General features: G+C 72.7%; 22 protein-coding genes. 9 read left to right on the plus strand and 13 right to left on the minus strand.

Translation table 11 applies throughout. The annotated features are described in order from the left end of the window. Positions 1-72 precede the first annotated feature (72 nt). A complete protein-coding gene (locus F9C41_RS07140; RefSeq protein WP_155385848.1) occupies positions 73-5,001 on the minus strand; it encodes a ThuA domain-containing protein in 4,929 nt (1,642 codons plus the stop codon). Positions 5,002-5,289: 288 nt separating this feature from the next. Here F9C41_RS07140 and F9C41_RS07145 point away from each other — a divergent pair, with 288 nt between their 5' ends. Beyond that, positions 5,290-6,135, plus strand: a complete 846-nt coding sequence (locus tag F9C41_RS07145) for an amidohydrolase family protein (protein ID WP_230689384.1) — start codon at positions 5,290-5,292, stop codon at positions 6,133-6,135. Positions 6,136-6,193: 58 nt separating this feature from the next. On the opposite strand, the gene F9C41_RS07150 is transcribed toward F9C41_RS07145, so the two are convergent. Then, complete coding sequence (locus tag F9C41_RS07150; protein WP_230689385.1) at positions 6,194-7,495, minus strand: glycosyltransferase family 4 protein; 1,302 nt, start codon at positions 7,493-7,495, stop codon at positions 6,194-6,196. A gap of 214 nt (positions 7,496-7,709) precedes the next feature. Between F9C41_RS07150 and F9C41_RS07155 the strand changes: the two genes are divergently transcribed. Both F9C41_RS07155 and F9C41_RS07160 read left to right on the plus strand, forming a co-directional pair. Then, the gene (locus F9C41_RS07155) at positions 7,710-9,257 is read left to right on the plus strand and encodes a glycosyltransferase family 2 protein (RefSeq protein ID WP_155385850.1); all 1,548 of its coding nucleotides are present in this window, start codon (positions 7,710-7,712) and stop codon (positions 9,255-9,257) included. Positions 9,258-9,475: 218 nt separating this feature from the next. Then, complete coding sequence (locus tag F9C41_RS07160) at positions 9,476-10,225, plus strand: phosphotransferase (RefSeq protein WP_155385851.1); 750 nt, start codon at positions 9,476-9,478, stop codon at positions 10,223-10,225. Positions 10,226-10,246: 21 nt separating this feature from the next. On the opposite strand, the gene F9C41_RS07165 is transcribed toward F9C41_RS07160, so the two are convergent. Continuing rightward, entirely contained in the window at positions 10,247-11,215 is a 969-nt protein-coding gene (locus tag F9C41_RS07165; protein ID WP_155385852.1) for an NAD-dependent epimerase/dehydratase family protein, read from the minus strand. A 96-nt stretch (positions 11,216-11,311) separates the two neighbouring features. Between F9C41_RS07165 and F9C41_RS07170 the strand changes: the two genes are divergently transcribed. The 3 genes from F9C41_RS07170 to F9C41_RS07180 all read left to right on the plus strand — a co-directional run bounded on the left by F9C41_RS07170 (position 11,312) and on the right by F9C41_RS07180 (position 14,615). Then, complete coding sequence (locus tag F9C41_RS07170) at positions 11,312-11,965, plus strand: PadR family transcriptional regulator (RefSeq protein ID WP_155385853.1); 654 nt, start codon at positions 11,312-11,314, stop codon at positions 11,963-11,965. 188 nt (positions 11,966-12,153) lie between these two features. Then, complete coding sequence (locus tag F9C41_RS07175) at positions 12,154-13,365, plus strand: FAD-dependent oxidoreductase (protein WP_155385854.1); 1,212 nt, start codon at positions 12,154-12,156, stop codon at positions 13,363-13,365. Positions 13,366-13,556: 191 nt separating this feature from the next. Further along, positions 13,557-14,615: a glycosyl hydrolase gene (locus tag F9C41_RS07180; protein WP_196279657.1), complete on the plus strand. Its 1,059-nt coding sequence runs from the start codon at positions 13,557-13,559 to the stop codon at positions 14,613-14,615. Between the two features lie 8 nt (positions 14,616-14,623). Here the strand turns inward: F9C41_RS07180 and F9C41_RS07185 are convergent, their stop codons facing one another. The 5 genes from F9C41_RS07185 to F9C41_RS07205 all read right to left on the minus strand — a co-directional run bounded on the left by F9C41_RS07185 (position 14,624) and on the right by F9C41_RS07205 (position 18,756). Then, positions 14,624-14,911 carry a DUF3040 domain-containing protein gene (locus F9C41_RS07185; RefSeq protein WP_155385856.1) on the minus strand — a complete coding sequence of 96 codons (288 nt, stop codon included), beginning with the start codon at positions 14,909-14,911 and terminating at the stop codon, positions 14,624-14,626. A gap of 108 nt (positions 14,912-15,019) precedes the next feature. Then, a complete protein-coding gene (locus F9C41_RS07190) occupies positions 15,020-15,619 on the minus strand; it encodes a phosphoribosylanthranilate isomerase (RefSeq protein ID WP_155385857.1) in 600 nt (199 codons plus the stop codon). A 12-nt stretch (positions 15,620-15,631) separates the two neighbouring features. Further along, entirely contained in the window at positions 15,632-16,462 is an 831-nt protein-coding gene (locus F9C41_RS07195) for an alpha/beta fold hydrolase (protein WP_155385858.1), read from the minus strand. A 60-nt stretch (positions 16,463-16,522) separates the two neighbouring features. Then, positions 16,523-17,362, minus strand: coding sequence for an ABC transporter permease (locus F9C41_RS07200; protein WP_155385859.1), 840 nt, complete (start codon positions 17,360-17,362; stop codon positions 16,523-16,525). Between the two features lie 35 nt (positions 17,363-17,397). After that, complete coding sequence (locus F9C41_RS07205; protein ID WP_155385860.1) at positions 17,398-18,756, minus strand: metal-dependent hydrolase family protein; 1,359 nt, start codon at positions 18,754-18,756, stop codon at positions 17,398-17,400. 116 nt (positions 18,757-18,872) lie between these two features. Between F9C41_RS07205 and F9C41_RS07210 the strand changes: the two genes are divergently transcribed. Both F9C41_RS07210 and F9C41_RS07215 read left to right on the plus strand, forming a co-directional pair. Then, the gene (locus tag F9C41_RS07210) at positions 18,873-19,292 is read left to right on the plus strand and encodes a DUF4259 domain-containing protein (protein ID WP_155385861.1); all 420 of its coding nucleotides are present in this window, start codon (positions 18,873-18,875) and stop codon (positions 19,290-19,292) included. Between the two features lie 113 nt (positions 19,293-19,405). Further along, positions 19,406-20,224: a phosphotransferase family protein gene (locus F9C41_RS07215; RefSeq protein ID WP_230689386.1), complete on the plus strand. Its 819-nt coding sequence runs from the start codon at positions 19,406-19,408 to the stop codon at positions 20,222-20,224. Positions 20,225-20,298: 74 nt separating this feature from the next. Here the strand turns inward: F9C41_RS07215 and F9C41_RS07220 are convergent, their stop codons facing one another. Next, positions 20,299-21,528 (minus strand): SGNH/GDSL hydrolase family protein, encoded by a 1,230-nt coding sequence (locus F9C41_RS07220; RefSeq protein ID WP_155386230.1) that lies wholly within the window; start codon positions 21,526-21,528, stop codon positions 20,299-20,301. 183 nt (positions 21,529-21,711) lie between these two features. Between F9C41_RS07220 and hemC the strand changes: the two genes are divergently transcribed. Beyond that, the gene (gene hemC / locus F9C41_RS07225; RefSeq protein ID WP_230689387.1) at positions 21,712-22,635 is read left to right on the plus strand and encodes a hydroxymethylbilane synthase; all 924 of its coding nucleotides are present in this window, start codon (positions 21,712-21,714) and stop codon (positions 22,633-22,635) included. A gap of 1 nt (position 22,636) precedes the next feature. On the opposite strand, the gene F9C41_RS07230 is transcribed toward hemC, so the two are convergent. From F9C41_RS07230 to F9C41_RS07245, 4 genes are all read right to left on the minus strand, one after another. Continuing rightward, positions 22,637-23,509, minus strand: a complete 873-nt coding sequence (locus tag F9C41_RS07230) for a HEAT repeat domain-containing protein (RefSeq protein WP_155385863.1) — start codon at positions 23,507-23,509, stop codon at positions 22,637-22,639. Between the two features lie 33 nt (positions 23,510-23,542). Next, positions 23,543-24,118, minus strand: a complete 576-nt coding sequence (locus F9C41_RS07235; protein WP_155385864.1) for a kinase — start codon at positions 24,116-24,118, stop codon at positions 23,543-23,545. Between the two features lie 77 nt (positions 24,119-24,195). After that, positions 24,196-24,777 carry a dihydrofolate reductase family protein gene (locus tag F9C41_RS07240; protein WP_155385865.1) on the minus strand — a complete coding sequence of 194 codons (582 nt, stop codon included), beginning with the start codon at positions 24,775-24,777 and terminating at the stop codon, positions 24,196-24,198. Positions 24,778-24,844: 67 nt separating this feature from the next. Continuing rightward, positions 24,845-25,684, minus strand: coding sequence for a helix-turn-helix domain-containing protein (locus F9C41_RS07245; protein ID WP_230689388.1), 840 nt, complete (start codon positions 25,682-25,684; stop codon positions 24,845-24,847). Positions 25,685-25,695 lie beyond the last annotated feature (11 nt).

Here is a 25,695-nt window from a genome sequence, read left to right on the forward strand (position 1 = left end):
GACACGGCCGACCGTGCCGGTGGCGCCGGGCCTCCCGCCCGGCGCCCCCGGCCCCCCCGCCACGGCGACGGGCTAGCTCAGCAGCCCGATGACCTGGAAGTCCGACAGCTGAGCCGCGGGCCAACCGGTGTTCGCGGTGAAGGTCAGCCGGACGTGGCGGGCCGTCGTGTTCGCGGGCAGGGTGATCGTCACCGTGTTGCCCGCCGGGTTGAACTGGTACGCCGCCGAGCCGACGATCGTGGTGAACGTCGACCCGTTGGTGCTGCCCAGCACCGACAGCGTCTGGGTGCGCGCACCCCACGCCGACGGCAGCTTCAGCACGATCGAGCTGAGCGACGCGCTGCCGCCCAGATCCACCGTGATCGACTGCGGGAACGCGTTGTTGGGGCTCTCCCAGTACGAGTTGGCGTCGCCGTCGACCGCGTTGCCGGGCACGTAGTTCTGCACGTGACTCGCGGTCACCGGCTTGCCCAGCGCCAGGTTGGAGCTGGTCGCCGTGGTGCCGGTGCCGGTCAGTCCGACCGACAGCGACGGGTTGGACGCGCTGCTGGCCACGGTCAGTGTGCCGGTCTTCGCCCCCGCCGAGGTGGGCGCGAAGGCGACCGTGACCGTGCAGCTCGCCCCGGGTGCCAGCGCCGACCCGCAGCCGTTGGCCGACAGGCTGAACCCGGTCCCGGACACCGTCACCGACGAGATCGAGGCGGTGGTGCCGCCGGTGTTGCCGATCTGCGTCGTACGGGTGACCGTGCTGCCGACGTTCGTGTTCGGGAACGCGATCGACGTCGGGTTGGCCGCCAGCGTGGCCGGGGTCTGCACCGTGGTGCCGGTGCCGGTCAGGCCGACCGTCAGCGACGGGTTGGACGCGTTGCTGGCCACGGTCAGCGTGCCGGTCTTCGCCCCGGCCGAGGTCGGGCTGAAGGTGATCGTGATGGCGCAGGTCGCCCCGGCGGCCAGGGTGCCGACGCAGCCGCTCGCGCCGAACTGGCTCGACGCGGACACCGCCGAGATGACCGCCGCGGTGCTGCCGGTGTTGGTGATGGTCACCGGCGAGCCGCCGCTGGTCGTACCCACGTTCTGGTTGCCGAAGGCGACCGAGGTGGGGTTCGCCGCCAGCACGGCCGGGCCGGGCTGGCCGCCGCCGCCGAAGATCTGCAGCTCGGCGATCTGACCGGCGGGCCAGCCGGTGTTCGCGGTGATGGTCACCCGCAGGTAGCGCACCGAGGCCGCGGTGAACGTGGCGGTCGCCGTGTTGCCCGTGGCCGGGTCGAACAGGTAACCCGCCGACGCCTTCAGCGTGCTGAAGTTCGTGCCGTCGGTGCTACCGGTGATCGACAGCGTCTGGGTGCGGGCACCCCACGCCGCCGGCGGCGGCAGCTTCAGGGTCACCGAGCTGACCTGCTTGGCGCTGCCCAGGTCGGCCTGCAGCCACTGCGGGAACGCGTTGTTGTTGGACTCCCAGTAGCTGCCGGTGTTGTCGTCGTTGGCGGCCGAGGCGGGGAAGCCGCCGTTGCTGGTGCTGGCCGACATCGCCGCCCCGATGGCGAGGTTGGTGGTGCTGCTGACCCCGGTGCCGGTCAGGGAGACCGTCAGCGGTGACGCGGTGGTCGAGTTGGCCACCGACAGCGTGCCGTTCTGCGCCCCGGCCGAGGTGGGCGCGAAGCGCACGCTCACCGTGCAGGACGCCCCGGCGGCCAGCGAACTGCCGCACGTGTTCGTCTGCGTGTACTGGCCGGAGACGGTGATCGCGCTGATGCTCGCCGCCGCCGTGCCCGGGTTGCTGACCGTGACGGTCTGCGCCGCCGTGGTCGTGCCGACGTTCGCCGAGCCGAAGGCCAGGCTGCCGGGCGTGATCTGCAGCTGCGACCCGTCGGCCACCCCCTGGCCGATGAAGTCGACCCAGTTCACGTTGAAGATCGAACCCTGGCCGGTGTCGCCGACCGGATTCTTCGCGACCAGGTAGAGCGGGCCGGTGGTGGTGCTCGCGGACAGGGTCGCGGTGACATCGGCGAAGGTCTGCCAGCCGCCGGTGCCGCCGAAGGTGGCGGTGCCGACCAGCGGGCCGTTCGGCGCGCCGGTGCGGACCTCGATCCGGCCGCCGCTGCCGGGCGAGGCCACCCGGAAGCGTGCCGAGGTGATGTTGCGCAGGTTCACCGGGGTGTACGACCAGTAGTCGCCGTCCTCGATGAAGCCGATGTTCTGGAAGCCGCCCGCGGTGTCCGTGGTCGTCTCCCGCTGCACACCCGGGTCGCCGCCGCCGATCGCGCCCGGCGCGCGGCCGGTGCTGTTGAAGAACTCGGCCTGCTTGTGCTTGGGCTGCAGCTTGACGGTGGCCCGGCCGGTCTGCGGCGCGGCGCCGCCCCCGCCCAGGTCGGTGTAGCTGGCCTCGATCACGGCGAAGATGTCCGCGTCGTCGCCGTGGCCGGTGCCCATCGACGTCTGGATCACCCCGGTGCACCCGGTGTATCCCTGCAGTGGGTGCGCGTGCGCGTCGTGACCCAGGTAGTACTGCACGTTGACCCGAGAGCAGTTGATCGTGCCGTCCTCGGGGTCGGTCACGGTCACCGTGAAGCGCACCTGGTCGCCCCAGGCGAAGAAGCCGCCGTCGGCCGGGGCGGTCAGCGTCACCGTCGGCGCGGTGTTGCCCACGGCGATCGGCACGTTGGCCACGGCGGTACGCCCACCGGGGTCGCGCACGGTGAGCTGGGCGTTGAAGTTGCCGGCCGTCGCGTACGTGTGCGACGGGTTGGCCGCGGTCGAGGTGCCGCCGTCACCGAACGTCCACGCGTACGTGATCGGCTGCCCGGCCGGGTCACGCGATCCCGCGCTGGAGAACTGCACGGTCAGCGGCACCCCGCCCGACGTCGGGTTGCCCGAGGCGACCGCGATCGGGTTCTGGTCCCCGGCGATGTAGTCGATCCGGTATACGCCCGAGTCGGCGTTGTTGCCGCCGAAGCCGGTGCCCCACTCGATCAGGTACATCGCGCCGTCGGGCCCGAACTCCAGGTCCATCGGCCGCAGGAAGCTCATCGAGCCGAACAGCTGGTTGATGTCGACCAGCGACCTGCCGTTCGGGGTGACCTGCATCGTGTACAGCTTGTTCTGGTTCCACTCCCCGAAGATCGCCTTGCCGTCGAAGTACTGCGGCCACTTACGGTCCGACGTCGACGCCGCGTTGTACCGGTAGACCGGCCCGCCCATCGGCGCGCCACCGCCCCCGATCTCCGGGAACAGCGGGTTGCCGCCGTAGTCGTAGTCGACCGTGGCGGGCTGCGCGGCCGGCAGGTTCGTCAGGCCGGTGTTGTTCGGCGAGTTGTTCACCGGAGCCGCGCAGTTGTACTTCGCCGCCGACGGCCCGGACGGGAACGCGTAGTCGTTGTAGGCGTAGTTCGCCCCGATGCAGTACGGCCAGCCGTAGTTGCCCGCCTGCCCGATGATGTTCCACTCCACGGTGCCCTCGGGGCCGCGGTTGGGGTCGGTCGCGCCCGCGTCGGGGCCGTAGTCGGCGACGTACAGCGTGTTGGTCGCCGGGTCGGTGCCGATGCGGAACGGGTTGCGGAAGCCCATCGCGTAGATCTCGGGCCGGGTCAGCGCGGTGCCCGGCGCGAACAGGTTGCCGCTCGGGACGGTGTACGTCCCGTCGGCCTGCGGCCTGATCCGCAGCACCTTGCCGCGCAGGTCGTTGGTGTTGCCGGAACTCTTCTGCGAGTCGAAGTCCGACCGGCCCGCCCGCTCGTCCAGCGGCGCGAAGCCGTTGGACTCGAACGGGTTGGTGTTGTCGCCGGTCGCCAGGTAGAGGTTGCCCGCCGCGTCGAAGGTCATCGACCCGCCCGCGTGGCAGCAGGTGTTGCGCTGCGTAGCGACCTGGACCAGCACCTTCTCGGTGGCCGTGCTGATCGTGTCCCCGGAGACGGTGAACCGCGACAGCTGGTTGCGGGCCGAGCCGGTGGTGGGGGAGTAGTACAGGTAGATGAAGCCGTTGCTCGCGAACCCGGGGTCCAGGCGCATGCCGAGCAGGCCGTCCTCGTTGCCGGTGAACACCGGCAGGGTCAGCGCGGTCACCGTGGTGCCCGTGCTCGGCTTGATGATCTGCACCCGGCCGTCGCGCTCGATGTAGAAGACCCGGCCGTCGGCGGCCACGTCCAGTTCCATCGGGTTGCTGGTGTTGCTGTCCAGGGCGACCTTCTGGAAGCTCGCCGAGCTGGTGGCGGTGCAGTCGCCCGCGACCTGGCCCGCGGCCGTGCGGATGCCGCCGAGCAGGTGGTTGAGGAAGTTCGTGTCGCTGTACGCCGCCGCGGTGTGCCCGAGCGCGGTGTACCAGGACCGGCCGCCGTCGTACGGCTTGCACCAGGCGACCGGGTGGTCCGCGCCCATCGCGGAGCTGCCCGGGGCGTAGCTGCGCTCGTCGAGGCTCGCCAGCACGTGCGCATTCGTCCGAGGATTCGTCTGGAACGAGTACCACTCGTCGAACCGCGACCACAGCGGCGGCAGGCCCGCCGTGGACGGGTGCGCCGGGTCCTCGACCTTCACCGTGGCGGTCTGCTCGGCCGGGTGGCTGGAGAAGTACGCGCCGACCAGGCTGCCGTACCAGGACCAGCCGTATTCGGTGTCGGAGGCGGCGTGCACGCCCGCGAAGCCGCCGCCCGCGCGGATGTAGCGCTCGAAGGCGGCCTGCTGGGTGGCGTCGAGCACGTCGCCGGTGGTCGACAGGAACACCACCGCGGCGTACTTGGCCAGGTTGGTGTCGTTGAACGCGGTGGCGTCCTCGGTCGCGTCGACGGTGAACCCGTTGGCGGTGCCGAGGTTGCGGATGGCGGTGACGCCGGTCGGGATCGAGTCGTGGCGGAACCCGGCGGTCTTGGAGAACACCAGCACCGAGAACGGGGCCGCGTCGGCGCGCTGCGGCACGGCGAGCAGGCCCGCGGCCGCGGCCAGCACGACTACGGCCAGCAGGCGCAGCAGCCTGGACAGGGGTGGATGCAGGGACGATGACGCGAGGGGCATGGACGGTCTCCTCGTCGGGGACGGACGTGGGAAACCCCTGGCGCGGGTGAGCGGCCCCGGAGGGGAGCGGTGCGGCGGAGCAGGGTGCGGCAGAGCCGTTGCGGCGCATGGATTGCACCGATGTTTCGAGGCAGTCACAAATTTGCACCCATGACGCTGATGCTGTCAACGCGTGGCGCAAAATTTGCACGTGCCACGTCGAGATCCTGGAGTAACCCCGCGTGTCCGCCGGGTCCGCGGCGATCCGGCCGATACCGTCGGCCGGTGAGGCCGATCATGGATTGCAACGTGCATCTGTGGGATCAGCGCGACGACCCGGTGGGCTGGCTCGCCGACCGCACCGCGGTGCGGGACCTGCTCGGCGACTACGACTGCCTGCCCGAGGTCTACACGCTGGCCGACTACCGCGCCGAGACCGCCGCGCACCCGGTGAACGGCGTGGTCTGGTCTGATGCGGGCAGCGCCGACCCGCTGCACGCCGCGGCCTGGGTCCAGCGCCAGGCCGACGCCGCCGACCTGGACGTGCTGCTGGTGACCCTGGGCGACCCCGCCTCGGCGGGCTGGCCCGCGTTCCTGCGCTCCTTCGCCGAGCTGCCCGCCGCCGCAGGGGTGCGCATCCGGCTCGTCAGCGGGCTGGGCGGCGGCACGGCGCTGGCCGGGGACGCCCTGGCCCACCTGCGGCTGCTGGCCGAGCACGACCTCACGCTCACCGTCGAGGCCGCCGCCGACCAGCTCGGCGAGGTGGCGCGGCTGGCCCGCGAGCTGCCGCGGATCCGCGTGGTGCTGGACCATTTCGGCTGGCCTGCCGACCTCACCGTCGCCGGTTCACGCGCGCACGCGGCGCGGCTGGCCGAGGTGGCCGCCGCGCCGAACACCGCCACCCGCGTCGACGCGCTCGGCACCGTGTTCGGCGACTGGACCGCCGACCGCGTACGCCCCTGGCTGCTGGCGGCCCTGGACGCGTTCGGCCCGGGCCGGTGCATGCTCGGCTCGGACCTGCCCATCGAGCGCCTGCGCGGCGGCTTCACCCACCTGTACGACGCCTACGAGCAGGTCTTCGCCGAGTGCACCGAGCCCGAACGGGAAGACCTCTGGCACGGCACGGCCCGCCGCTGGTACGGCGACGGCGACTGACACGCGACGCGGGCGGCGTCCCGAGGGAGCGCCGCCCGTGTCGCGTGGTCGCGGTCGGTCAGTGGCCGGGCAGCAGCGAGGAGTAGACCCGCTCCAGCACGTCGGCCTGGTGCTGCCAGGTCCAGCCGTCGAGCAGGCCGGGCTTGTCGTAGACGGCCCGGTAGCGCTCCGGGTCGGCGAGCACGGCCTTGGCCGCCCGGACGAAGTCGGCCACGTCGTCGGCGCGGAACACCTCGCCCTGCCCGGTGCTGCGCACCGTCGCGGCGAGGGTGCGCACGTCGCTGCCCACGATCGGCAGGCGGGCGTGCGAATACTCGAAGAACTTGGTCGCCAGCGACATCTCGTGGTTGAGGTGGTGGCGGATCGGCATCACGCCGAGGTCGGCCGTGGCCAGCAGCGGCACGACCCGGTCGTGCTGGACGTAGCCCATCAGGTGGATCCGGTCGGCGACGCCCAGCTCGGCGGCCCGCTCCTTCAGCGTCGTCGCGTAGGGCCCGTCCGGCTGGTTGATGATCATCGCGAGGTGCAGGCCCGGCAGCTGGGGCAGCCCTTCGATGACCAGGCCCAGGCCGCGCTGCGGCGACGCCGCCCCGCTGTAGACCATCAACGGCACGTCCGGCCCGATGCCGCACAGCTCGCGCAGCGTCGGGCCGTCGGCCTGGCCGGGATCGTGGCTGACCTCGGGCGCGTTGAGCACCACCGCCGGGGTCACCGGCAGCCTGTGGTCGCGCTGCAGCCGGGCCGCGATCTCGTCGGACACCGTGATCACCGCATCGGCGACCGGGGCGTACTCGCGCTCGTAGGCCAGGTGCGCGGGCAGCCAGCGGGCGTGGTCGCGATACGGGATCACACCTGGCAGGTACTCGTGGGCGTCCCAGACCAGCTTGACGTCGCGTCCCCGCGCCCGGCCGCGCTGCACCGCGCGGGCGCCCACCCCCAGCATCCGGAAGTCGTTGGCGTGCACGAGGTCGGGGTCGAGCTCGTCGATGACCTTGCCGAACGCGACCTCGAAGCTCCACAGCTGCGGCTCCAGGCGACGCCAGGACTTGTCGCCGAGCTTGCGCTGCCAGTACCAGACCAGGGCGGCGTCGACCGGGCGGCGGGCTTGCTTCACCGCGCCGGGCATGGCCGTCCGCACGCGCCGCAGCGCCGCCTTGGCGCCCCCGCCACCGCCCGCGCCCCCGGACCCCGAGCCGCCGCCGACCACGACCAGCCGCACCTGCGCGCCGCCGAGCTGCCACTGCTGCGGCTCGTTCGTCGGGGAGCGGCCGATCAGCGTCACGTCCCAGCCGGCCTCGGCCGCGGAGATCGCCTGCTTCTGCACCCGCGAGTCGCCGTGGACCCCGGTGTCGACGATCATGACCACACGACCACGGCCGCGACGTTCGACTCCCATGGTCCGCCTCTCTGGGTGATGCCGGTGCCGGGCGGACCGCAGCCTACGGGACTGCCGGCGCGCGTCCGCTCCTGATCTACGCGTACTGCCGGCTTATTGTTACCGTAGTCGCCAGCAAGCCGCACCCGGGTGTCTCCACGCCGACCCCGGCACCCCTGCCGAGCGCTGGAGCGAATACGTGACCCCTGTCGACGTCAGTGTCATCGTCCCGGTCTACAACACGATGCCCTATCTGCGGCGCTGCATGGACTCGCTGGTGGGGCAGACCCTCGGGCTGAACCGCATGGAGATCATCGCGGTGGACGACGGCTCGACCGACGGCAGCGCCGCGGAGCTGGCACGCTTCGCCGACCGTTACCCCGGCAGCGTCAAGGTGGTCCGCCAGCCCAACTCGGGCGGCCCGGCCAGCCCCTGCAACCACGGCCTGCGGCTGGCCACCGGCCGGTTCGTCTTCTTCGTCGGCGCCGACGACTACCTGGGCCCCGAGGCGCTGGAACGCATGGTCGACGCCGCCGACCACCACGGCGCCGAGGTCGTGCTCGGCAAGACCGTCGGCGTCAACAGCCGCTTCATCTACCAGCAGGTCTTCGCCCGCAACGAGGCCGATATCAGCTTCGCCGGTTCCGGGCTGCCCTGGTCGCTGGCCAACATCAAGCTGTTCTCCCGCGACCTGATCGAGCGGCACGACATCCGCTACCCCGAGGACATGCCGATCGGCAGCGACTTCCCGTTCACGCTGGAGGCCTGCCACCGGGCCGCGCGCATCTCGGTCGTCGCCGACTACGACTGCTACTACGCGGTGCGCCGGCTCAACGCCCAGAACGTCACCCACCTGAGCAACGCCGCCGACCGGCTCTACTGCATGCGCCGCCTGATGGAGTTCACCGTCGGGCTGATGCCGCCCGGCAAGGACCGCGACGCCGTGCTGTCCCGGCTGTTCGCGCTCGAGGTCGCCGTCGTGCTGCGCGACGACCTGATCAACGTCGACCGCTCCGTGCAGGAGGCGGTGCACGCCTGCGTACGCGAGCTCGCCGACCGGCACCTGACCGCCGAGACCGGCGCGGAGCTGGAGGTCGAGACCCGGCTGCGCATCGCCGTCGTGCAGGCCGGCGACGTCGACGACCTGCTCGCCGTCATCCGCCAGGACGTGCAGCACGGTGTCGCCCCGATCGTCGTCGAGGACGACCGCTGGTATGCCGCCTACCCAGGATTCCGCACCCCGGGCTCGTCGATCCCGGACGAGGTCTTCGAGATCACCGCGCAGGCGGCCGGCTGGGCCGCGAAGCTCGACGCCACCCAGGCGGTGTGGCGACGCCGGGCCGACGGCGCGACGGTGCTGGCCATCTCGGCCCGCAGCCCGCTGCCGGACCTGGCCGCGCAGGGCGAGATCCGGGTCCAGGCCGAGGACCTGACCGCGCCGGTCCAGGTCACCGAGAGCCGCCCGGCGACCGTGGTGCAGGCCGAGTTCGCCGTCGCCGACGTGGTCAACGCCAGCGCCGTCAGCGGGCAGCGCCGCTCGGTGCGGGTGAGCGTGCACGCGCGCGGTCAGGAGGGCTCCGCGCCGCTGCGCGCCGCCGGCCTGCGCCTGCCGCGACCTCTCATCTGGCGTCGCGGCCTGCGGGTGTACGCGATCACCCCGGCCAAGGACCCGTCCGGCCGCCTCATGATCTCCGTCGTCCCGATGACCCCCGGCCGCATCCTGGCCCGCCTCACCCGCCGCCGCTGACCCGCCCGCTGCCCGCCCCGCCGCCCCGTCAAGATCGCCTCGCCCGGTCCAGGCCGCCCACCCCGTCAAGATCGTCCGACTTGCCGGGCAATCGGGCGTATCTTGGGCGCGCATTCGCCCACCTGCCTGGCAAGTCGAGTGATCGTGGCGGCGTGCGGGCGCTCCGGCCGGTCGGGAATGCGCTTGCGATCGCCGGACGCGCTGCAGAGGATCACGGTGTGCTGGAGGACGAAGAGGCGCTGGTCGGGAATGTGACCGCCGGTGTGGTGCGGGTGGGGCAGACGGTGCGGCGGCCTGCCGGGCCGTGGACGGCGGGCGTGGATGCGTTCCTGCTGCACCTGGAGCGAGCGGGGTTCACCGGCGCGCCCCGGGCGCTCGGCCGTGATGAGCAGGGCCGCCAGGTGCTGGAGTACGTGTCCGGTGAGATCGGCGACGCGACCGGGACCTATTCGGTCTCGGAGCTGGCCGAGATCGGCCGGATGCAACGCGCGCTGCACGACGCCGCGGCGGCCTTCGTCCCCGATGCCGGGACCCGGTGGGAGACGCCGATCCCGCCCGACCGTACCGAACTGGTCTGCCACAACGACGTCGCGCCCTGGAACCTGGTGCGCGCCGACCACGGCTGGGTGCTGATCGACTGGGACGGCGCGGCGCCGAGTTCCCGGCTGTGGGACCTGGCGTACGCGGCGCAGAGCATGGCGGGGATGAGCCCGCGCCGAGAGCCGGCGGAGTCGGCCGCCCGGCTGCGCGCCTACACCGACGGCTACGGTCTCGACCCCGCGCAGGGTCCGGAACTGGCCGCGCTGCTCGGCCGCCGGGCGCGGGCCATGTACGACCTGCTGGAGACCGGATTCCGGGAGAACCGGCAGCCCTGGGCGCGAATCTTCACCGAGGACGGCCCGTACTGGCGCGACACCGCCGCCTACCTGGACCGGCACACGGCAGTCTGGGCCGCCGCGCTCGCCTGAGCTGTCGCGCGGTGCGCCGCGTCAGCGTTCGTCGAGGCCGCGCAGGATCGCCGCCTCCCGTTCCGGGCCGAGGCCGTCGGCCGGCACCGGGCCCGGAGTCGAGGCCAGCCAGGCCCAGGTGGCGGCGACGGTCTGCGCGATCGGACGGCAGCCCAGACCGGCCGCGTGCGCGCGCTCGGCGTCGGTTTCGTGCAGACCGCGTACAGCGCTGTCCGCCGGCACCCAGATCGGCAGCTCGGACCAGGGCTGCACACCGGCCGCAAGGACCGCGGCGGGCGGGACCCAGCGCAGCCGGGCCCGGCAACCGGTCGCGTCGGCGCACGCCGCCAGCAGCGCCCCCATCGTGGTGTGGCCGGGTCGGCTGACCACGTTGTAGGTCCCGCCGAGCCCGGCGTGCGCGGCGTCGAGCAGCCAACCGGCGAGATCCCGCACGTCGATGTACTGCAGTGGCAGGTCGGGTGGTCCGGGGACCGGCACGTCACCGCCGCGGGCCAGCCTGCGCAGCCACCAGACGAGGCGTTCGGGCTGCTCGTGCGGACCGAGGATCAGGCCGGGCCGGGCGACCAGCGCCCGGTCGCCGAACGTGTCGCGCACCGCCTGCTCGGCGGCCGCCTTGACCGCGCCCAGGGTTGAGCCGTCGGTGCCCGTCAGCGGCGACTGCTCCGTGAGGCCCCAGGTCGACAGGTCGCGGTAGACGGAGCGGCTCGACACGTGGACGTAGCGGCTGCAGGCCGGTTCCAGGGCGGTCGCGGCGAGAGCGGCGACGTGTGGCGCACCGTCCCAGGTGTCCACGACCGCGTCCCAGGTCCGGTGGGTGAGCGGGGCGAGATCGGCGACCTGGGTGCGGTCGCCGCGCACGGAGGCGGCCCCGGCCGGCGGGGCACCCGATACGCCGCGGTGGAACGCGGTGACCTGCCAGCCGCGGCCGACGGCGTCGGCGGCGAGCGCCCGGCCGAGGAAGCGGGTGCCGCCGAGGATCAGCAGTCGCATACGCGGCAGGTTAGCGGGTCGGCGACAGGTGGCGCGGCCCTTGCTCGGATGCGTATACTCGGGGACGAGTAATCAAGACGAAGGGTGGCGGCGGGCGTGGCGAAGCGGCGCAAGGTCGGCAATCTGATGGCGCTGGCCGTGCTGTCCGCGCTCGTCCAGCGGCCCATGCACCCGTACCAGATGGCCTCGGTCCTGCGTGAGCACGGCAAGGACCAGAACATGAAGATCAAGTGGGGTTCGCTCTACACGGTCGTGCAGAACCTGGAGAAGCACGGCCTGATCGAGGCCACCGAGAGCACGCGCCAGGGCGGCCGCCCGGAGCGGACCGTCTACGGCATCACCGAGGCGGGCCGAGTCGAGCTGACCGACTGGGTGCGCGAGCTGCTGGCCACGCCGGAGCAGGAGCAGTCGCGGTTCACGGCCGCGCTGTCGGTCATGGCGGTGCTGTCGCCCGCCGAGTCGGCCGACCTGCTCGCGCAGCGGCTCACCGCGCTGGAGAAGGGGCTCGCCGCCCGCCGCGCGGCCCTGGCCGAGGCGGCCCGCGAAGTGCCGCGGCTGTTCCTCGTCGAGGAGGAGTACGAGCTCGCCGTCGCCGACGCCGAGGTCGGCTTCGTGCGCGGCCTGCTCGGCGAGCTGACCTCGGGAACGTTCCCGGGCCTGGCGGACTGGCAGGTCTTCAGCGAGACCGGGGTCGTCCCGCCGGAGCTGGCCGAGCTGATGGAGAGGGGGCTGCACCCGCAGCAACCCTGAAGAGCGGTCCCCGGCGGCGTGCGCCAACACGCCACCGGAGACCTCAACCCTCGCACCGCACCGCAGGGGCCCGGCCACGAGAGGTGGCAACCAAAGGATAGCCGGGCTCCCCTGCCCGTTCGGTGTGCACCGATCCGAACCCGAGCCGGTCGACCGACCGGCCGGCTACCCCTGGGGAGCAGACAGTCATGACGAAGGTGAAGACGGCACTGGTCGTGGGCGGCGGCATCGCCGGCCCGGTGGCCGCGATGGCCCTGCAGCAGGCGGGCATCGAAGCGCGCCTGTACGAGGCGTACGGCAGCACGGCCGAGAACGTCGGCGGAGGACTGAGCATCGCGCCCAACGGCCTGGCCGCGCTGAAGGTGATCGGCGCGGACGAGGTGGTACGCGCGATCGGCCTGCCCATGTCCAGCATCGTGATCCACAGCTGGACCGGCAAGCGGCTGGCCGAGTTCGGCGGGCCGAGCGGCATGGAACCGCAGCGGTTCGTGATGCGGCCCGACCTCTACCGGGCGCTGTACGGCGAAGCCGCCCGCCGCGGCATCGCCGTCGAGCACGGCAAGCGCCTGGTCTCCGCAGATCACCTGGGCTCGCCGACCGCGCCCTCGGGCGTGCGCGCCCACTTCGCGGACGGCACCGCCGCCGAGGCGGACGTCCTGATCGGCGCGGACGGCATCCGCTCCACGGTGCGTACGGTCATCGACCCGTCCGCGCCCCAGCCCCGCTACACCGGCCTGCTCGGCTTCGGCGGCTGGTCGACCGGCACCGGCCTGCCGAGCACGGGCGACGCGATGTACATGATGTTCGGCAAGCGCGCGTTCTTCGGATACCAGGTGTTCGACGACGGGCGCTGCGGCTGGTTCGCCAACCTGCCGCACCCGCAGCCGATGTCCTGGGCGCAGGCCAACCGGACCAGCCCGCGGGAGTGGATGCGGCAGCTCACCGAGGCGTTCACCGACGACCGGATGCCGGTGCTCGACATCCTGCGCGCGTCCGAGGAGTCCGAGTTCGTCGCGATCGGCGGCATGGAGGACATCCCGCGCGTGCCGCACTGGCGCCGCGGCCGGATGGTGCTGGTCGGCGACGCCGCGCATGCCACGTCGCCGTCGTCGGGCCAGGGCGCCTCGCTGGCCGCGGAGAGCGCGGTGCAGCTCGCCCGCTGCCTGCGCGACCTGCCCGCCGAGCAGGCGTTCGCGGCGTACGAGCGGTTGCGCCGGGAGCGGGTCGAGCGCATCATCGCGGCGGCGGCACGTACCAACAGCGACAAGGCCGCGGGCCCACTGGCCCGGGTGCTGCGCGACGCGCTGCTGCCCACGGCGATGAAGCTGCTGGCCAAGCCGGAGAAGATGGCCTGGCAGTTCGACCACCGCATCGACTGGGCGGCCCGCGTCACGGCCTGACCCGGCGGCCGCACCGAACGCCGGTCCGGGCGCTTGCCGATCGGCAGCCGGTCCCGGCGCGATCGGCGAACGACATCGACCCAGCTACCTAGGACACCGTAGGGGCGGTGTGCCAGGGCACCTGCCGTTCCGTGAGAACGGTCGGTGCCCTGGCGTGCCGCGTTCATCCGCGGCGGCTAGGGTGTCGCCTCGTGGACGAGACCTCGCAGCGGCAACCGGGCAGGCACGTGCGGCGCGACCACAGGAAGCTGTGGCTGGCGGTGGCGCTGGTGGTGGCGGTCCTGATCGGAGGCTCCTTCGCGGCGGTCCGGCTGTGGAGCGGAGAACAGCCGAGCGCGGCGGCCGAGCCGGGGGAGCCTGCGGCGGTGACCCAGGGCGCGGCGGATCCGGCGGTGTCCGGTGCCGCGTCGGCGGGGCCGTCGGCGAGCGCGTCCGCCACACCGCGGCCGTCGGCGTCGCCGAGCACGAAGACGTCACCGAGTCCGCAGGCTCAGCCCGGCGGCCCGGCTAAGACGTCGGCCAAGAAGGGCGTCAGCGTATGGGACTCCGTCGGGCTGAAGGCGGCGCTGACCGACGTGCGGGCGAGCTGGTACTACAACTGGTCCGCGGGCCCGAGCAAGGACGCGGGCACCAGCGCCGCGTTCGTGCCGATGATCTGGGGCGAGAAGTCGGTGACCGACGCCGAGCTGGCGCGGGCGAAGAAGTCGGGCAAGGTGCTGCTGGGCTTCAACGAGCCCGACTTCGCCAGCCAGGCCAACATGACCGTCGAGCGCGCCCTGGACCTGTGGCCGCGGCTGCAGGCGACCGGCCTGCGGATGGGCAGCCCGGCCGTCGCGGTCGGCGCGGACAAGGCGGGCGGCTGGCTGGACCGGTTCCTCAGCGGGGCCAAGGCGCGCGGCTACCGGGTCGATTTCATCACCGTGCACTGGTACGGCGCGGACTTCTCCGCGGCCGCGGTCGGGCACCTGAGGAACTACCTGCAGGCCGTGTACCAGCGTTACCGGATGCCGATCTGGGTCACCGAGTACGCACTGATCAAGTGGGGGGCGAACGGGGCGGTGTACCCGAGCGACGCGCAGCAGTCGGCGTTCGTCACCGGCTCGACGAAGATGATGCAGGGCCTGTCCTACGTGGAGCGTTACGCGTGGTTCGCGCTGCCCTGGCCGACCGAGGGCCACCAGGGCACCGCGCTCTACCGCGACGGGGACAGCCCGACCGCGGCCGGCCGGGCGTATCGCGCGGCAGGCTAGCCGGCGCGTCAGTCGCTCGGGTCGGCGAAGCCGTCGCCGACCGCCGCCAGTGCCAGCACCGCGCCCAGTGCGGCGAGGAAGCCGCCGCCCGGTGCGCCCGTCGCGAACAGGAACACGGCCAGCGCGAACCCGGTGAGGCTCAGCGCGATCCGCAGACCGGACCGGCGCCGCTTGCGGTATTCGGCGGGCGGACGCGGTTCGCCGGCGCCGAGCCCGAGCGCGAAGTGCGGGTCCTCCGCGCGGGTGCGCTCGGCCAGCTCCGCGAGCCGACTCTCCTCCTCCGGGCCGAGTGCCACCCGACCTCACCCCATCCCCGTCGACATGTTCGCGCCGCCGGCGGCCGAAACGCGCCGCGGGGCACCGACCCATCATGGTCGCGGCAGGCAAACTCCGCGTCCGGGCGGTCAGCCCGCCTTGCGTATGGCGGCGATGAACTCCCTGATCAGAGCCTCGCTCTTGACGCCGCGGGCGGACTCGACGCCGCTGGACACGTCCACGCCGCCCGCACCGGACAGCGCGACCGCGTCGGCGACCGTGTCGACGCTCAGCCCGCCCGCGAGGATCCAGCCCTCGCCCAGGCCGCGCTCGCGCAGCAGCGCGTAGTCCCACGCGCCGCCCGAGCCCGGCTCGGTCGCGTCGACCAGCAGCAGGTCCTCGCCGTACGCGCCGATGCGCAGCTCCGGAGCTTCGTAGCTGGTCGCCCGCACGAGGGTCAGGCCGAGGTCGGCGACGGCCGCGAAGTCGGCCCGGGAGTAGTCGCCGTGCAGCTGCAGCGCCCGCAGGCCGGTGTCGCGGACCAGGTCCCGTACGGTCGCGACATCCGCCCCGGCGACGACGGCGACGGTCAGCACGTGCGGCGGGACGGCCTCCGCGAGCCGTCGCGCGGTGTCCGGGGTCACCTGGCGTGGGCTGCGGGTCAGCACGAAACCGACCGCGTCCGCGCCGGCGTCCACGGCGGCGGCGACGGTCTCGGCGGTGGACAGTCCGCAGATCTTCACGAACACGATGACCTCCGGTCAGGCTTGCGCGGCGATGCGGGCCAGGATCTCGCGGGCCGTGTCGTCGGGCGCCTCGTCCGGGATCCAGTGGCTGACCCCGGGCAGGGTGACGAAGCGGTAGTCGCCGGTGACGTAGTCGGCGCAGCTCTCGGCCGCCTTCGGCCCGATCGCCCAGTCGCCGTCGCTCCACAGGAACGTGGTCGGCACCGCGACCCGGCCGGCCGGGGCGAAGCCGGAGCCCAGCGTCAGCGCCCGGTACCAGTTCAGGCCGCCGGTGAGCCGGGCGCGGTCCAGCATCGGGGTGACGAAGCGCTCGACCCGCTCGGCGGGCACGCCGGTGAAGATCTCCCGCAGCCGTTGGCCGTCGTGCTCCAGCAGCAGGTCCTCGGCCTTGCCCTCCTGCTGGAACAGTCCGATGTAGGCCGAGCGCTGCTGCTGGTCGGGGTCGGTGGCGATGGTCTTGGCGAACGCCACCGGATGAGGCACGGAGAGGGCGGTGAGGGTGCGCACCCGGTCGGCGTGCGCGGCGGCCAGGTGCCAGGCGACCACGGCGCCCCAGTCGTGGCCGACCACGTGTGCCCGGTCCACGCCCAGCGCGTCGAGCACCGCGAGCGCGTCGGCGACGCACTCGCCCATGGCGTAGTCGGCGACGGCGGTGGGGCGCGCGCCGGGGGAGTAGCCGCGCTGGTCGAACGCGTAGGTGCGTACGCCGGCGTCGTGCAGGCGGTCGGCGACCGGCTCCCACTCGCCCGCGTGCTGCGGGAAGCCGTGCAGCAGCAGTGCCACCGGCCCGTCCGCCGGGCCGCCCGCGTGGAGGTCGAACACCAGGTCCCGTGCCGTGATCTGCATACCGGCCAGCCTAGTACGCAATCGTGCGCGCCGATCATGTGGCGGCGGCCGCGGAGCCGGTCAGGGGCTGCTGATCCACCGGTCGCGCAGGCTCGCCAGGATGGTCACCGAGACCACGAGCAGGATCAGGCTGAGCACGATCGCCGCCTCGAGGTCGGTCTCCAGGGCCAGGTACACGGCCAGGGGCATGGTCTGCGTACGCCCGGGGAAGTTGCCCGCGAAGGTGATCGTCGCGCCGAACTCGCCCAGCGCCCGCGCCCAGCAGAGCACCGCGCCGGCGGCGATGCCGGGTGCGACCAGCGGCAGGGTGACCCGGCGGAAGGTCGTCCAGCGGCCGGCGCCCAGCGTCGCGGCGGCCTCCTCGTAGCGGGTGTCCGCGCCGCGCAGCGCGCCCTCCACCGCGATGACGAGGAACGGCATCGCCACGAACGCCTCGGCGACGACGACGCCTGCGGTGGTGAACGGCAGCGTGAAGCCGAAGGTCTCGTCGAGCCACGACCCGATCAGGCCGCGGCGGCCGAACAGCAGCAGCAGGGCCACGCCGCCGACGACGGGCGGCAGCACCAGCGGCACGGTGATCAGCGCGCGGGCCAGCCGCCGCCCGGGGAACTCGACCCGGGCCAGCAGCCAGGCCAGCGGCACGCCCAGCAGGATGCAGCAGAGGGTGGCCAGTGAGGCGGTGAGCAGCGACAGCCGCAGTGCGGCGAGGATCGCGGGCTCGGCCAGGTGCTGCGGCAGCTCCCGCCACGGGGTGCGCAGCAGCAGCGCGACCAGCGGCAGCACCAGGAACGCCAGCCCCAGCCCGGCGGGCAGGATCAGGAAGACCGGGATGCGCCGGGGACCGCGACGGCGCGCCGGGGACACCGCCGCGACGGGGTGTGGGAGCTCGTCGACGGCCATGGGCCCAGACTACGGAGCTGATGACCCGGTCGCGGTCAGGGCAGGGTGTTCCGGACCGCGACACCGTTCTTCATGATCACCCGGAGGTTGTCGGGATCGGCGAGCACGGCCAGGTCGGCCAGCGGGTCGCCGTCGACGAGCAGCAGATCCGCGTACGCGCCCGCCCGCACCACGCCCAGCGGGGCCGGGTAGGGGTCGCGCGGCCCGGACATGGCCAGCAGGGCCGCGTTCTCCGACGTCGCCATGCGCAGCACCTCGGCGGGGGAGAACCAGCGGCCCAGTTTCGCCAGCTGCGCGCCCTGGCGGGTGGCCAGCCCGGCGTCGAACAGGGTGTCGGTGCCCCAGGCCAGCCGCACCCCGTGCTTGCGGGCCAGCCGGTATGCGGTCTCGGTGCCGTCGGTGACCGCGAGCTGCTTTTCCCGCCCGGCCGGGTCGAGGATCGGGATGGCGTCGGTGTCGTCGAGGAACGGCTGCATCGACCACCACACGCCCCGCTCGGCCATCAGTGCGGCGGTCTGGTCGTCGAGCAGGTGCCCGTGCTCGACGCAGCGCACCCCGGCCCGGATCGCCTGCTGCACCGACGCCGGGGTGTACGCGTGCACCATCACGTAGGTGCCCCAGTGCCCGGCCGCCTCCACCGCGGCCGCCAGCTCCGCGAACGTGTACTGGGTGACGTCGATCGGGTCGTACGGCGACGCGACCCCGCCGCCGGCCATCACCTTGATCTGGCTTGCGCCGCGCATCAGCTGCTCGCGGGTCGCCCGCAGCACCGCGTCGACGCCGTCGGCGATGGCCGCGGTGCCGGTGCGCTCCACCATGGTCAGCGGCGCGCCGGGTTCGCGCGGCACCTCCAGCAGCGACCGGAAGTCGCCGTGCCCGGCGGTCTGGCTGATGAACGCGCCGCTGGGGTAGATGCGCGGACCGGCGACGATCCCCTCGTCGATGGCCCGTTTGAGCGCGAACACCGGGCCGCCCGCGTCGCGCACGGTGGTGAACCCGCGCAGCAGGGTCCGTTCCGCCTCCCGGCCGGCGATCAGGTGGAGGTAGCCCGGGTCGGCGGTGGCCAGCACCGGCAGCGACACGGCGGCCATCATGGCGTGCCAGTGCGCGTCGATCAGGCCGGGCATCAGGACCCGGCCGCCGCCGTCGACGACCGTGACGGCCGGATGTCCGCCGGGCCGGCGGTCCGCTGCGCCGGTCTGTCCGGCGGTCCGGCCGGACGGGGCGTCGCCCGTGCCGGACGGGGCGGCACCGGCCTCGGCCTGCCCGCCGACGCGGGTGACGAGGCCACCGGAGACGGTGACCGTGGTCGGCGGGGACAGCGCCGGGTCCACCCCGTCGAACACCCGGACGTTGCGGAACTCGGTCACCTCGGTCGCCTGCTCACGTGCCATCTGTCGAGTGTCCCGGCCGCGGCGGCGTCCGCGTGGCCGAACAGGCCGGACACGCGGCTCGGGGAGTGTCGCATGCGGCCGGTACCTTCCCGCTGCGCCCTGCGGAGGAGGCACTGGTGGGCACATGGGACTCGGGTCCGTTCGACAACGACGGCGCCGCCGACTGGTGCGGCGACCTGGACGAGGCCGATCCGGCCGACCGGCTCGGCGTGGTCCGGCAGACGCTGGCCGCCGTGGCCGACCATGCCGGATACCTCGACGACCGGCTCGGGGTGCGGGCCGTCGCGGCGGCGGCGGTCATCGTGTCGCAGCGGCCCGGCGCGGAGCCGCTGACCTCGCCGTACGCGCCGGAGTTCCTCCTCGAAGGCGGGTCTTTGGTGGTCCCCGAGGACGTCGCGGCGCTCGCGGTGCGGGCCCTGGACCGGGTCGTCGGCGACGACTCCGAGTGGCGTGAGCTGTGGGAGGACACCGGCGACCCGGCGGATGCGCTCGCGGCTGTCGGCGACCTGCGCACCGCGCTCGCCGCCGCGCCGTAGCGGTCCCGCCGCGATGACGGCGCTCGGTAGGGTGAGGTGTGTCCGGCCGCCACCCCACTGCCGACGTCCGCGACGTCATCGCTGCTCACCTGCCTGATCGCCGGATCCGTTCGGTGATCGAGCTCGGCTCGGGCCTGGACAACGTGGCGTACGAGGTCGACGGTGAGCTGGTCGTGCGGTTCAGCCGGGAGCCCGACCCGGTGGTGCGGGCCGCGCTGGTCGAGCGGGAGGCCCGACTACTGGCCGCCGTCGCCGAGGTCTGCCCGCTGCCGGTGCCCGAACCCGTGTTCACGGCCCCGGAGCAGGGCTGCCTCGCCTACGCGAGACTTCCCGGTGTGCCCCTGGCGGAGCTGCCCCGGCCGGGGTGGTCGGCGCACGGCACGTCGATCGCGGCGGTGCTGGGTGGGATGCTCGACGCCCTGCACGCAGCGCCGGTCGACCGGTGGGAGGGTCTGGCGGACGTCGACGACCAGCCGTTGGCCGAGTGGCTCGGGGAGGCTGCCGAGCTCTACCGGTCGGTCGCCGGGCACGTCCCGGTGGCGCACCGCCGCGCGGTGGAGGCGTTCCTGGACTCACCGCCGCCGGCTGCGGTCCGCGGTCTCGTGTTCTCCCACAACGACCTGGGCATCGAGCACGTGCTCGTCGACCCGGCGGGGTGGACAGTGACCGGTGTCATCGACTGGAGCGACGCCGCGCTGGTGGATCCGGCGTACGACTACGGCCTGCTGTATCGGGACTTCGGTCCGGACGCGCTGCGGGCTGCCGTGGGCCGGTGCCGCAGCGACGCCGCCGACGTCGCGGCGCTCGTCGAACGCGCGGTCTTCTACGCCCGGTGCAGCGTCTTCGAGGATCTGGCCTACGGCGTGGAGACCGGGCGGGACGGCTTTGTCGGCCGGTGCCACGCCGCGATGCGCTGGCTGTTCCCGGCGTAGCAGGTCAGCGGCCCACTCGCATTAAGAAGGGCACCTTCCTCCACGCATGGCGATCGGAAGGTGCCCTTCCTTCGTCACTGGAAGGTGAGGGTGCCGTTGGGGTTGCGGATGCAGGCGATGGTGCGGTTGGCGGTGGTGGAGGCGGCGGCGAGGCACTGGCCGAGGACGGCGTGGCCGGCCGCGTTCGGGTGCCAGGACTCCTGGCAGGTCTGGAAGTAGGTCACGCAGGCGTTGGCCATGCGCTGGATGGCGATCTTGTCGTACCCGGACAGGTTGGTGATGTGCGTGCCGGTGGGGCCGTCCATCACGCGCACCGGGGTGGCCAGCGTGCCGGTGGGGCTGTTGGCGTTCTCGCAGAGCCGGGCGCCGTCGAAGGCACGCTGCACGTTGAGGTAGACCAGGTCCGCGCCGGGGAACTCGGCGGTCAGGTTGGCGTGGGAGTTGCGCACCACCACACCGAGGTTGGCCGAGAAGCGGTGGCCGGGGGCGAGGCTCGCGCGGTGGATCGGGCAGCCGGCCGCGTACCGCTCGGCGCCCAGCTCGCGGAACTTGTCCCGGTCGTCCTGCCGTCCGTCCTGCTCGATGAACGAGGAGTACACGTCCGTCGGCAGCGGGTTGGTGTAGTCCTGGAACACGATGCGGTGCTGGCCGTCGGCGTCGACCTGGTCCAAAGTGGTGATCAGCTGGCGGAGCGCGGTGGTGGTCTCCGCGGTGGCCGCGGCGACCTCGGCCGCGCTGGCCAGGTCGGCGTCGGTGCACGGCTCCTGCGGCACCGGGCCGTTGAGGTAGGCCCAGAACTCCCACCAGCCGGTCCACGCGTCGGCGATGAAACGGTTGGCGCACAGCGTCGCCACGTCGCCGAAGGTGAACGAGCTGTTGTTGGAGCCGAGGCCGACCAGCACCAGGTCGATGTCGTGGGTCTGCGCCACGGCCCGCAGCTGGTCGAGCTGCGCGGCGACCTGGCGGCCGCTGGTGCGGGTGTTCGAGGCGGCGGCGATGTCGTGCGGCTGGCCGCCCGAGCAGGCCAGGTTGAACCGGGCGGAGATGCCCGACAGCGCGGCCTTGTTCAGCGACGCGTTGGCCGAACGGTGGCAGAAGTACGCGTTGGCGTTCGCCCCCGACCAACCGGGGAAGCCCTGGGCGACCCCGTTGACGTCGACGACGGCGGTGTACGCGCCCGCGCCTTCGCCGCTGATGAAGCTGTCACCGATGGCGACGGCCGCCGTGGGCAGGGCGGCCGTGGCAGGGGCGGCGGCTACCGCGAACGCGGCCCAGCCGAGCGCGACGGCGGCGGCGCCCGCCATCGCCTTGCGAAGTCTCAGCACTGAGCTTCCTCTCCGAAGTGGAATGTGAGAACGGTTCGCGAGATCAGATCACGGTCGGCGAAGTACGTCAATGCCACCGTTAACGCCGAAGAAAACCTTCCGCACGACACGCCTGGATCGCTTCACGGCCTGTTCACGTCGGCTGGCCGTAGGGTTCCTCAGGTGACGACGACCGTCCGCCTCGGCACCCGGGGCAGCACCATGGCCCTGGCGCAGGCCCGCCACGTCGCCCGCGAGCTGGAGTCCGCGCACGCGGGCCTCGCGGTGCGGATCGTGCCCGTGTCCACCCACGGCGACCGCTGGACCGGCAGCCTCGCCACAGCCGGCGGCAAGGGCGCGTTCACCAGCGAGATCGACGCGCTGCTGCAGGCCGGCGACATCGACCTGGCGGTGCACTGCCTCAAGGACATCCCCGGCGACGTCGCCCTGCCCGAGGGCATCTGCATCGCGGCCCACCTGCCGCGCGACGACCCCCGCGATGCGCTGATCAGCCGCGACGGCCTGCGGCTCGACCAGCTCGCCCGGGACGCGGTCGTCGGCACCAGCGCGGTGCGCCGCCAGGCGCAGCTCCAGCGGGCCCGCCCCGACCTGCGGGTCAAGCCGATCCGCGGCAACGTGGACAGCCGCATCGCACGCCTGGACTCCGGCGACGTCGACGCCATCGTGGTCGCCGCGTGCGGGCTGCACCGCATCGGCCAGGCGCACCGCATCACGCAGCTGCTGGACGCCGAGCTGATGGGCCCGGCCGTCGGCGCGGGCACGATCGTGGTCACCACGCGGACATCCGGACAGGCGTACACCCTGGTCATGGCGTTGGACGAGCCGGACAGCCGGGATGCGAGCCTGGCCGAGCGGGCGCTGCTGTACCGCTTCGGCGCGAGCTGCAACAGCGCGGTCAGCGGGCACGCGACCGTCGAGCGGGACACGGTCACCCTGCGCGCCGCGGTGTACGCCCCGGAGGGCGACCGCCTGCTGGCGACCGTCGTCGCGGGCGACCGCACCGCCGCGCCCACGCTCGGCCGGCAGGCCGCCGACGAGCTGCTGGCCCTCGGCGCCCGCAAGCTGCTCGATCCCTACCTGCGCTGACTCAGCCGGTCTCCCCGGTTGTGGCGTAGCGGGCCAGCGCCGCCAGCAACTCCTCCGGCAGCTCCTCGTCCGGCGCATTCTGCAGCCAGTCGTCCCGGTGGGCGAGCAGGTGCGGGTACAGCCGGGGATCGGCGGTCGTGGCAGCCATCGCGTACAGCGCCTCGGTGGTGAGATCGACGCCGTGGCTCCGCGCCGGGAGCTCCAGCGCGGCCAGCAGCGCCGGCATGGCCCGTTCGTCGCCGCGCAGCGCCAGCCCGTTGACGGCCTCGGCGAGCGTGTCGGGGTCGTCGTCGGCGAGCCGGGCGGCGAGCGAGTCCCGCAGCCGCGGTAAGTCCTGTTCGGTCTGTTGGCCCAGCCCGAATGTGGCCCAGTAGCGGACCTCGGGCGCGCTGTCGGAAGACAGCGTGATCAGCAGGTCCAGGGCGGCCGCTTCGGGTCGCCGGAGCAGCCCGAACACGACCCCCTCCCGGACTGTCACGTCAGGATGCGTGTGCAGCCGTGACAGCGACGCCAGGCATCGCTCGTCCCCGAGGTGCCCGAAGCCGACGGTGATCGAGTTGAGCACCTGTGGATCGTGCTCGCGCTCGACCATGCTCAGCAGTAGAGCGAGCGCCTCATCGCGGTACGGGCTGTCGAGCGGCGCCCGGCCCGGTCCGGCGCCCAGTTGGCAGAGGATGTCCGCGGCCGCCTGCCGGTGCGACGGCTCGGGATGCCCGGACAGCCGCGACGCGGCGTCCAGCGCATGACGGCCGCCGTGCCCCTGCAACCACCATACGAGGTCCCACCAGCAGTCCTCGTCCTCCTCGGCCGTCAACGACAGCAACTCGTCGATGGCGGACGTCACGGCGAACTCCAGCATCGGCATGCCGGTCATCCTGGTGACCTTGGGCAGCCGGGCGCAACGCCATTACCGCCGCTGCGGCGGGGGCGCGACGGGCTCGCCGCACGAGCCGGCCGCGGCCAGGCCGGAGCGGGCCGCGATCAGCGCGACGCTGTCGTCGAACGTCGACTCCGGCCCGATGACGTGCTCGCCGTCGACGCCGAGCACGTCGCGTTCGCGGTACCAGCCGCGCATCTGGTCGGGGGTGAAGTCGGTGACCTGCGGTCGGGTGCCGTGGCGGCGCACCGTCTCGTCGAACGGGATGTCGAGGTAGAACGCCGAGCTGGTGCCGCGGTGTGCGGCCAGTAGCGCCCGCAGCATGTCGCCGTACTTGTCGTCGCGGAGGATGCCCTCCAGCACCACGTGGTAGCCGTTGTCGAGCAGGTAGCGCACGGTGTGGTCGATGAAGTCCGGGGCCAGGCCGCCGGGGCCGTCCAGCTCGCGCAGGATGATCCGGCGCAGGTGGTCCTGCTCGACGAGGGCGCAGCCGCGGCCGCACGCCAGCCGCACCGCCCGTGCGATCGACGACTTGCCGGAACCGGAGTTCCCCCTGATCACGACCAGGATGGTGGACGGTGTCCCGCAGGCGTCGGCATCGCGCACAGCGCGATGATGCCATGCCCGCGGGCTGCCGGTCCGATGCCGGGCGGGCACCTCCGCGCCGTGACTCCTCAGATCGGTCAACGGCGCACCCGATAGCGCAGGTGAAGCACCCGGTTGCCCTGAATCACCGCGTCAGGATCCGCCAACAGGTGCTGCGCGTGGACCGACCCGAAGTAGCGCTTGCCGGACCCGAACACGACGGGTACGACGTCCATGCGCACCTCGTCGACCAGGCCCGCGGCAAGCACCTGGCCACCGACGTCGCCGGCGGCGACCTCGACGATGCGGTCACCCGCGAGTTCCTGCGCCTTGGCCATGGCTGCCTCGACGCCGTCGACGAAGTGAAACGGCGCCTCGGGGTCCCAGCCCTCGGGCGCCGGCCGGTGCGTCACGACGACCACGTGGTCGATCCCGCCCGGAGGCTTGCCGTCCCAGCCGTCTGTCATGTCGAAGACGTGGCGGCCGGCGATCGTCACCCCGATCTGGTCCCAGTACGGCCGGGTGTAGTCGTAGGACGTCTGTGACACTTTCAGCGCGCCGCTCTCGTCCAACGGGACGTCACCGCTGGTCAACCAGTCGAACAGCGGTCCGGGCTGGTCTTTCTCGTCCGCGATGAAGCCGTCCACCGATACCGAGGCGTACATGACCACCTTGCCCACGGGACTCTCCTTTGCTTCGGGTTACCCCCAAAGTTAGTGTGCCGTGAGCTGCCGGTCTTGTAAGAAATCAATCGGCCGGCAGCGGCCAGCCGTCGAACGCGTGGCCGGGATGTTCGCGCAGGAACCGCCGCCTGGCTTCGAGGTACCGGGTCGGTGTGAGCCCGGTGAACCCCCGGAACTCGTGGCCGAAGTGGGCCTGGTCGAAGTAGCCTGCGCCACTGGCGAGGTCGTCCCAGTCGATCGGTTCGGCGGGGTTGATCGCGAACACGGTGGCGGTGAATCGGTAGGTGCGGGCCAGCCGCTTCGGCGTGACACCGATGAGCTCCTTGAACCGTTGTGCCAGGTGAGTGCTGCTGACACCGGCTGCCACGCTCAGGTCGCCGATCGCCACCGCCCCGCCGGCCGCCGCGATGACGCTGCTCGTATGGCGGACCAGCCCCAGGCCGGCGGTCTCGCACAGCCGTCGCATCAGTTGCTCCTCGAGCAGCGTCAGCATCTCGTGTGGTCCGTCCGCCGTGGCCAGCCGGTCTCGCAGCTCAGCAGTGGTGGGCCGGCCCCAAACCTGCTCTATCGTCACCGGCCGGTCACACAGCTCGGCCGCGGGCATCGGCAGGAACGGCGCCAGCCCCCACGGCTTGAAGTGCACGCCGACGGACCGGGTACGGACCGGGTAGCCGAACTCCCACGCGCGGGTGGGCATGGTGATCACGCAGCCGTCAGCGTACTCGGCCGTCTCGATGTCGGCGCCGGCGCGGATGCGGAACGGCGCCCCGAGGTTGACGACGAGCAGCGCCGACGGCGCTGGCGGCAGCGTCAGCCGGGCGTACGGCGACGTACCCTCCAGGTAGTAGAGGTCGTCGATCAGCCCGTCCAGCGGCGGTCGCGGCACTCTGGACACGTACTCCACGCCCACAGCAT

The sequence above is a fragment of the Catellatospora paridis genome (assembly GCF_009720365.1).
GTDB classification, from domain to species: Bacteria; Actinomycetota; Actinomycetes; order Mycobacteriales; family Micromonosporaceae; genus Catellatospora; species Catellatospora paridis.

What these genes read in the sequence shown, in the direction of transcription:
- F9C41_RS07140 (WP_155385848.1), bottom strand. Translation starts at nt 5,001, where the DNA reads ATGCCCCTCGCGTCATCGTCCCTGCATCCACCCCTGTCCAGGCTGCTG.
- F9C41_RS07150 (WP_230689385.1), bottom strand. Translation starts at nt 7,495, where the DNA reads ATGATCGTCGACACCGGGGTCCACGGCGACTCGCGGGTGCAGAAGCAG.
- F9C41_RS07165 (WP_155385852.1), bottom strand. Translation starts at nt 11,215, where the DNA reads ATGCGACTGCTGATCCTCGGCGGCACCCGCTTCCTCGGCCGGGCGCTC.
- F9C41_RS07175 (WP_155385854.1), top strand. Translation starts at nt 12,154, where the DNA reads ATGACGAAGGTGAAGACGGCACTGGTCGTGGGCGGCGGCATCGCCGGC.
- F9C41_RS07195 (WP_155385858.1), bottom strand. Translation starts at nt 16,462, where the DNA reads ATGCAGATCACGGCACGGGACCTGGTGTTCGACCTCCACGCGGGCGGC.
- F9C41_RS07200 (WP_155385859.1), bottom strand. Translation starts at nt 17,362, where the DNA reads ATGGCCGTCGACGAGCTCCCACACCCCGTCGCGGCGGTGTCCCCGGCG.
- F9C41_RS07205 (WP_155385860.1), bottom strand. Translation starts at nt 18,756, where the DNA reads ATGGCACGTGAGCAGGCGACCGAGGTGACCGAGTTCCGCAACGTCCGG.
- F9C41_RS07220 (WP_155386230.1), bottom strand. Translation starts at nt 21,528, where the DNA reads ATGGCGGGCGCCGCCGCCGTCGCGCTCGGCTGGGCCGCGTTCGCGGTA.
- F9C41_RS07230 (WP_155385863.1), bottom strand. Translation starts at nt 23,509, where the DNA reads ATGACCGGCATGCCGATGCTGGAGTTCGCCGTGACGTCCGCCATCGAC.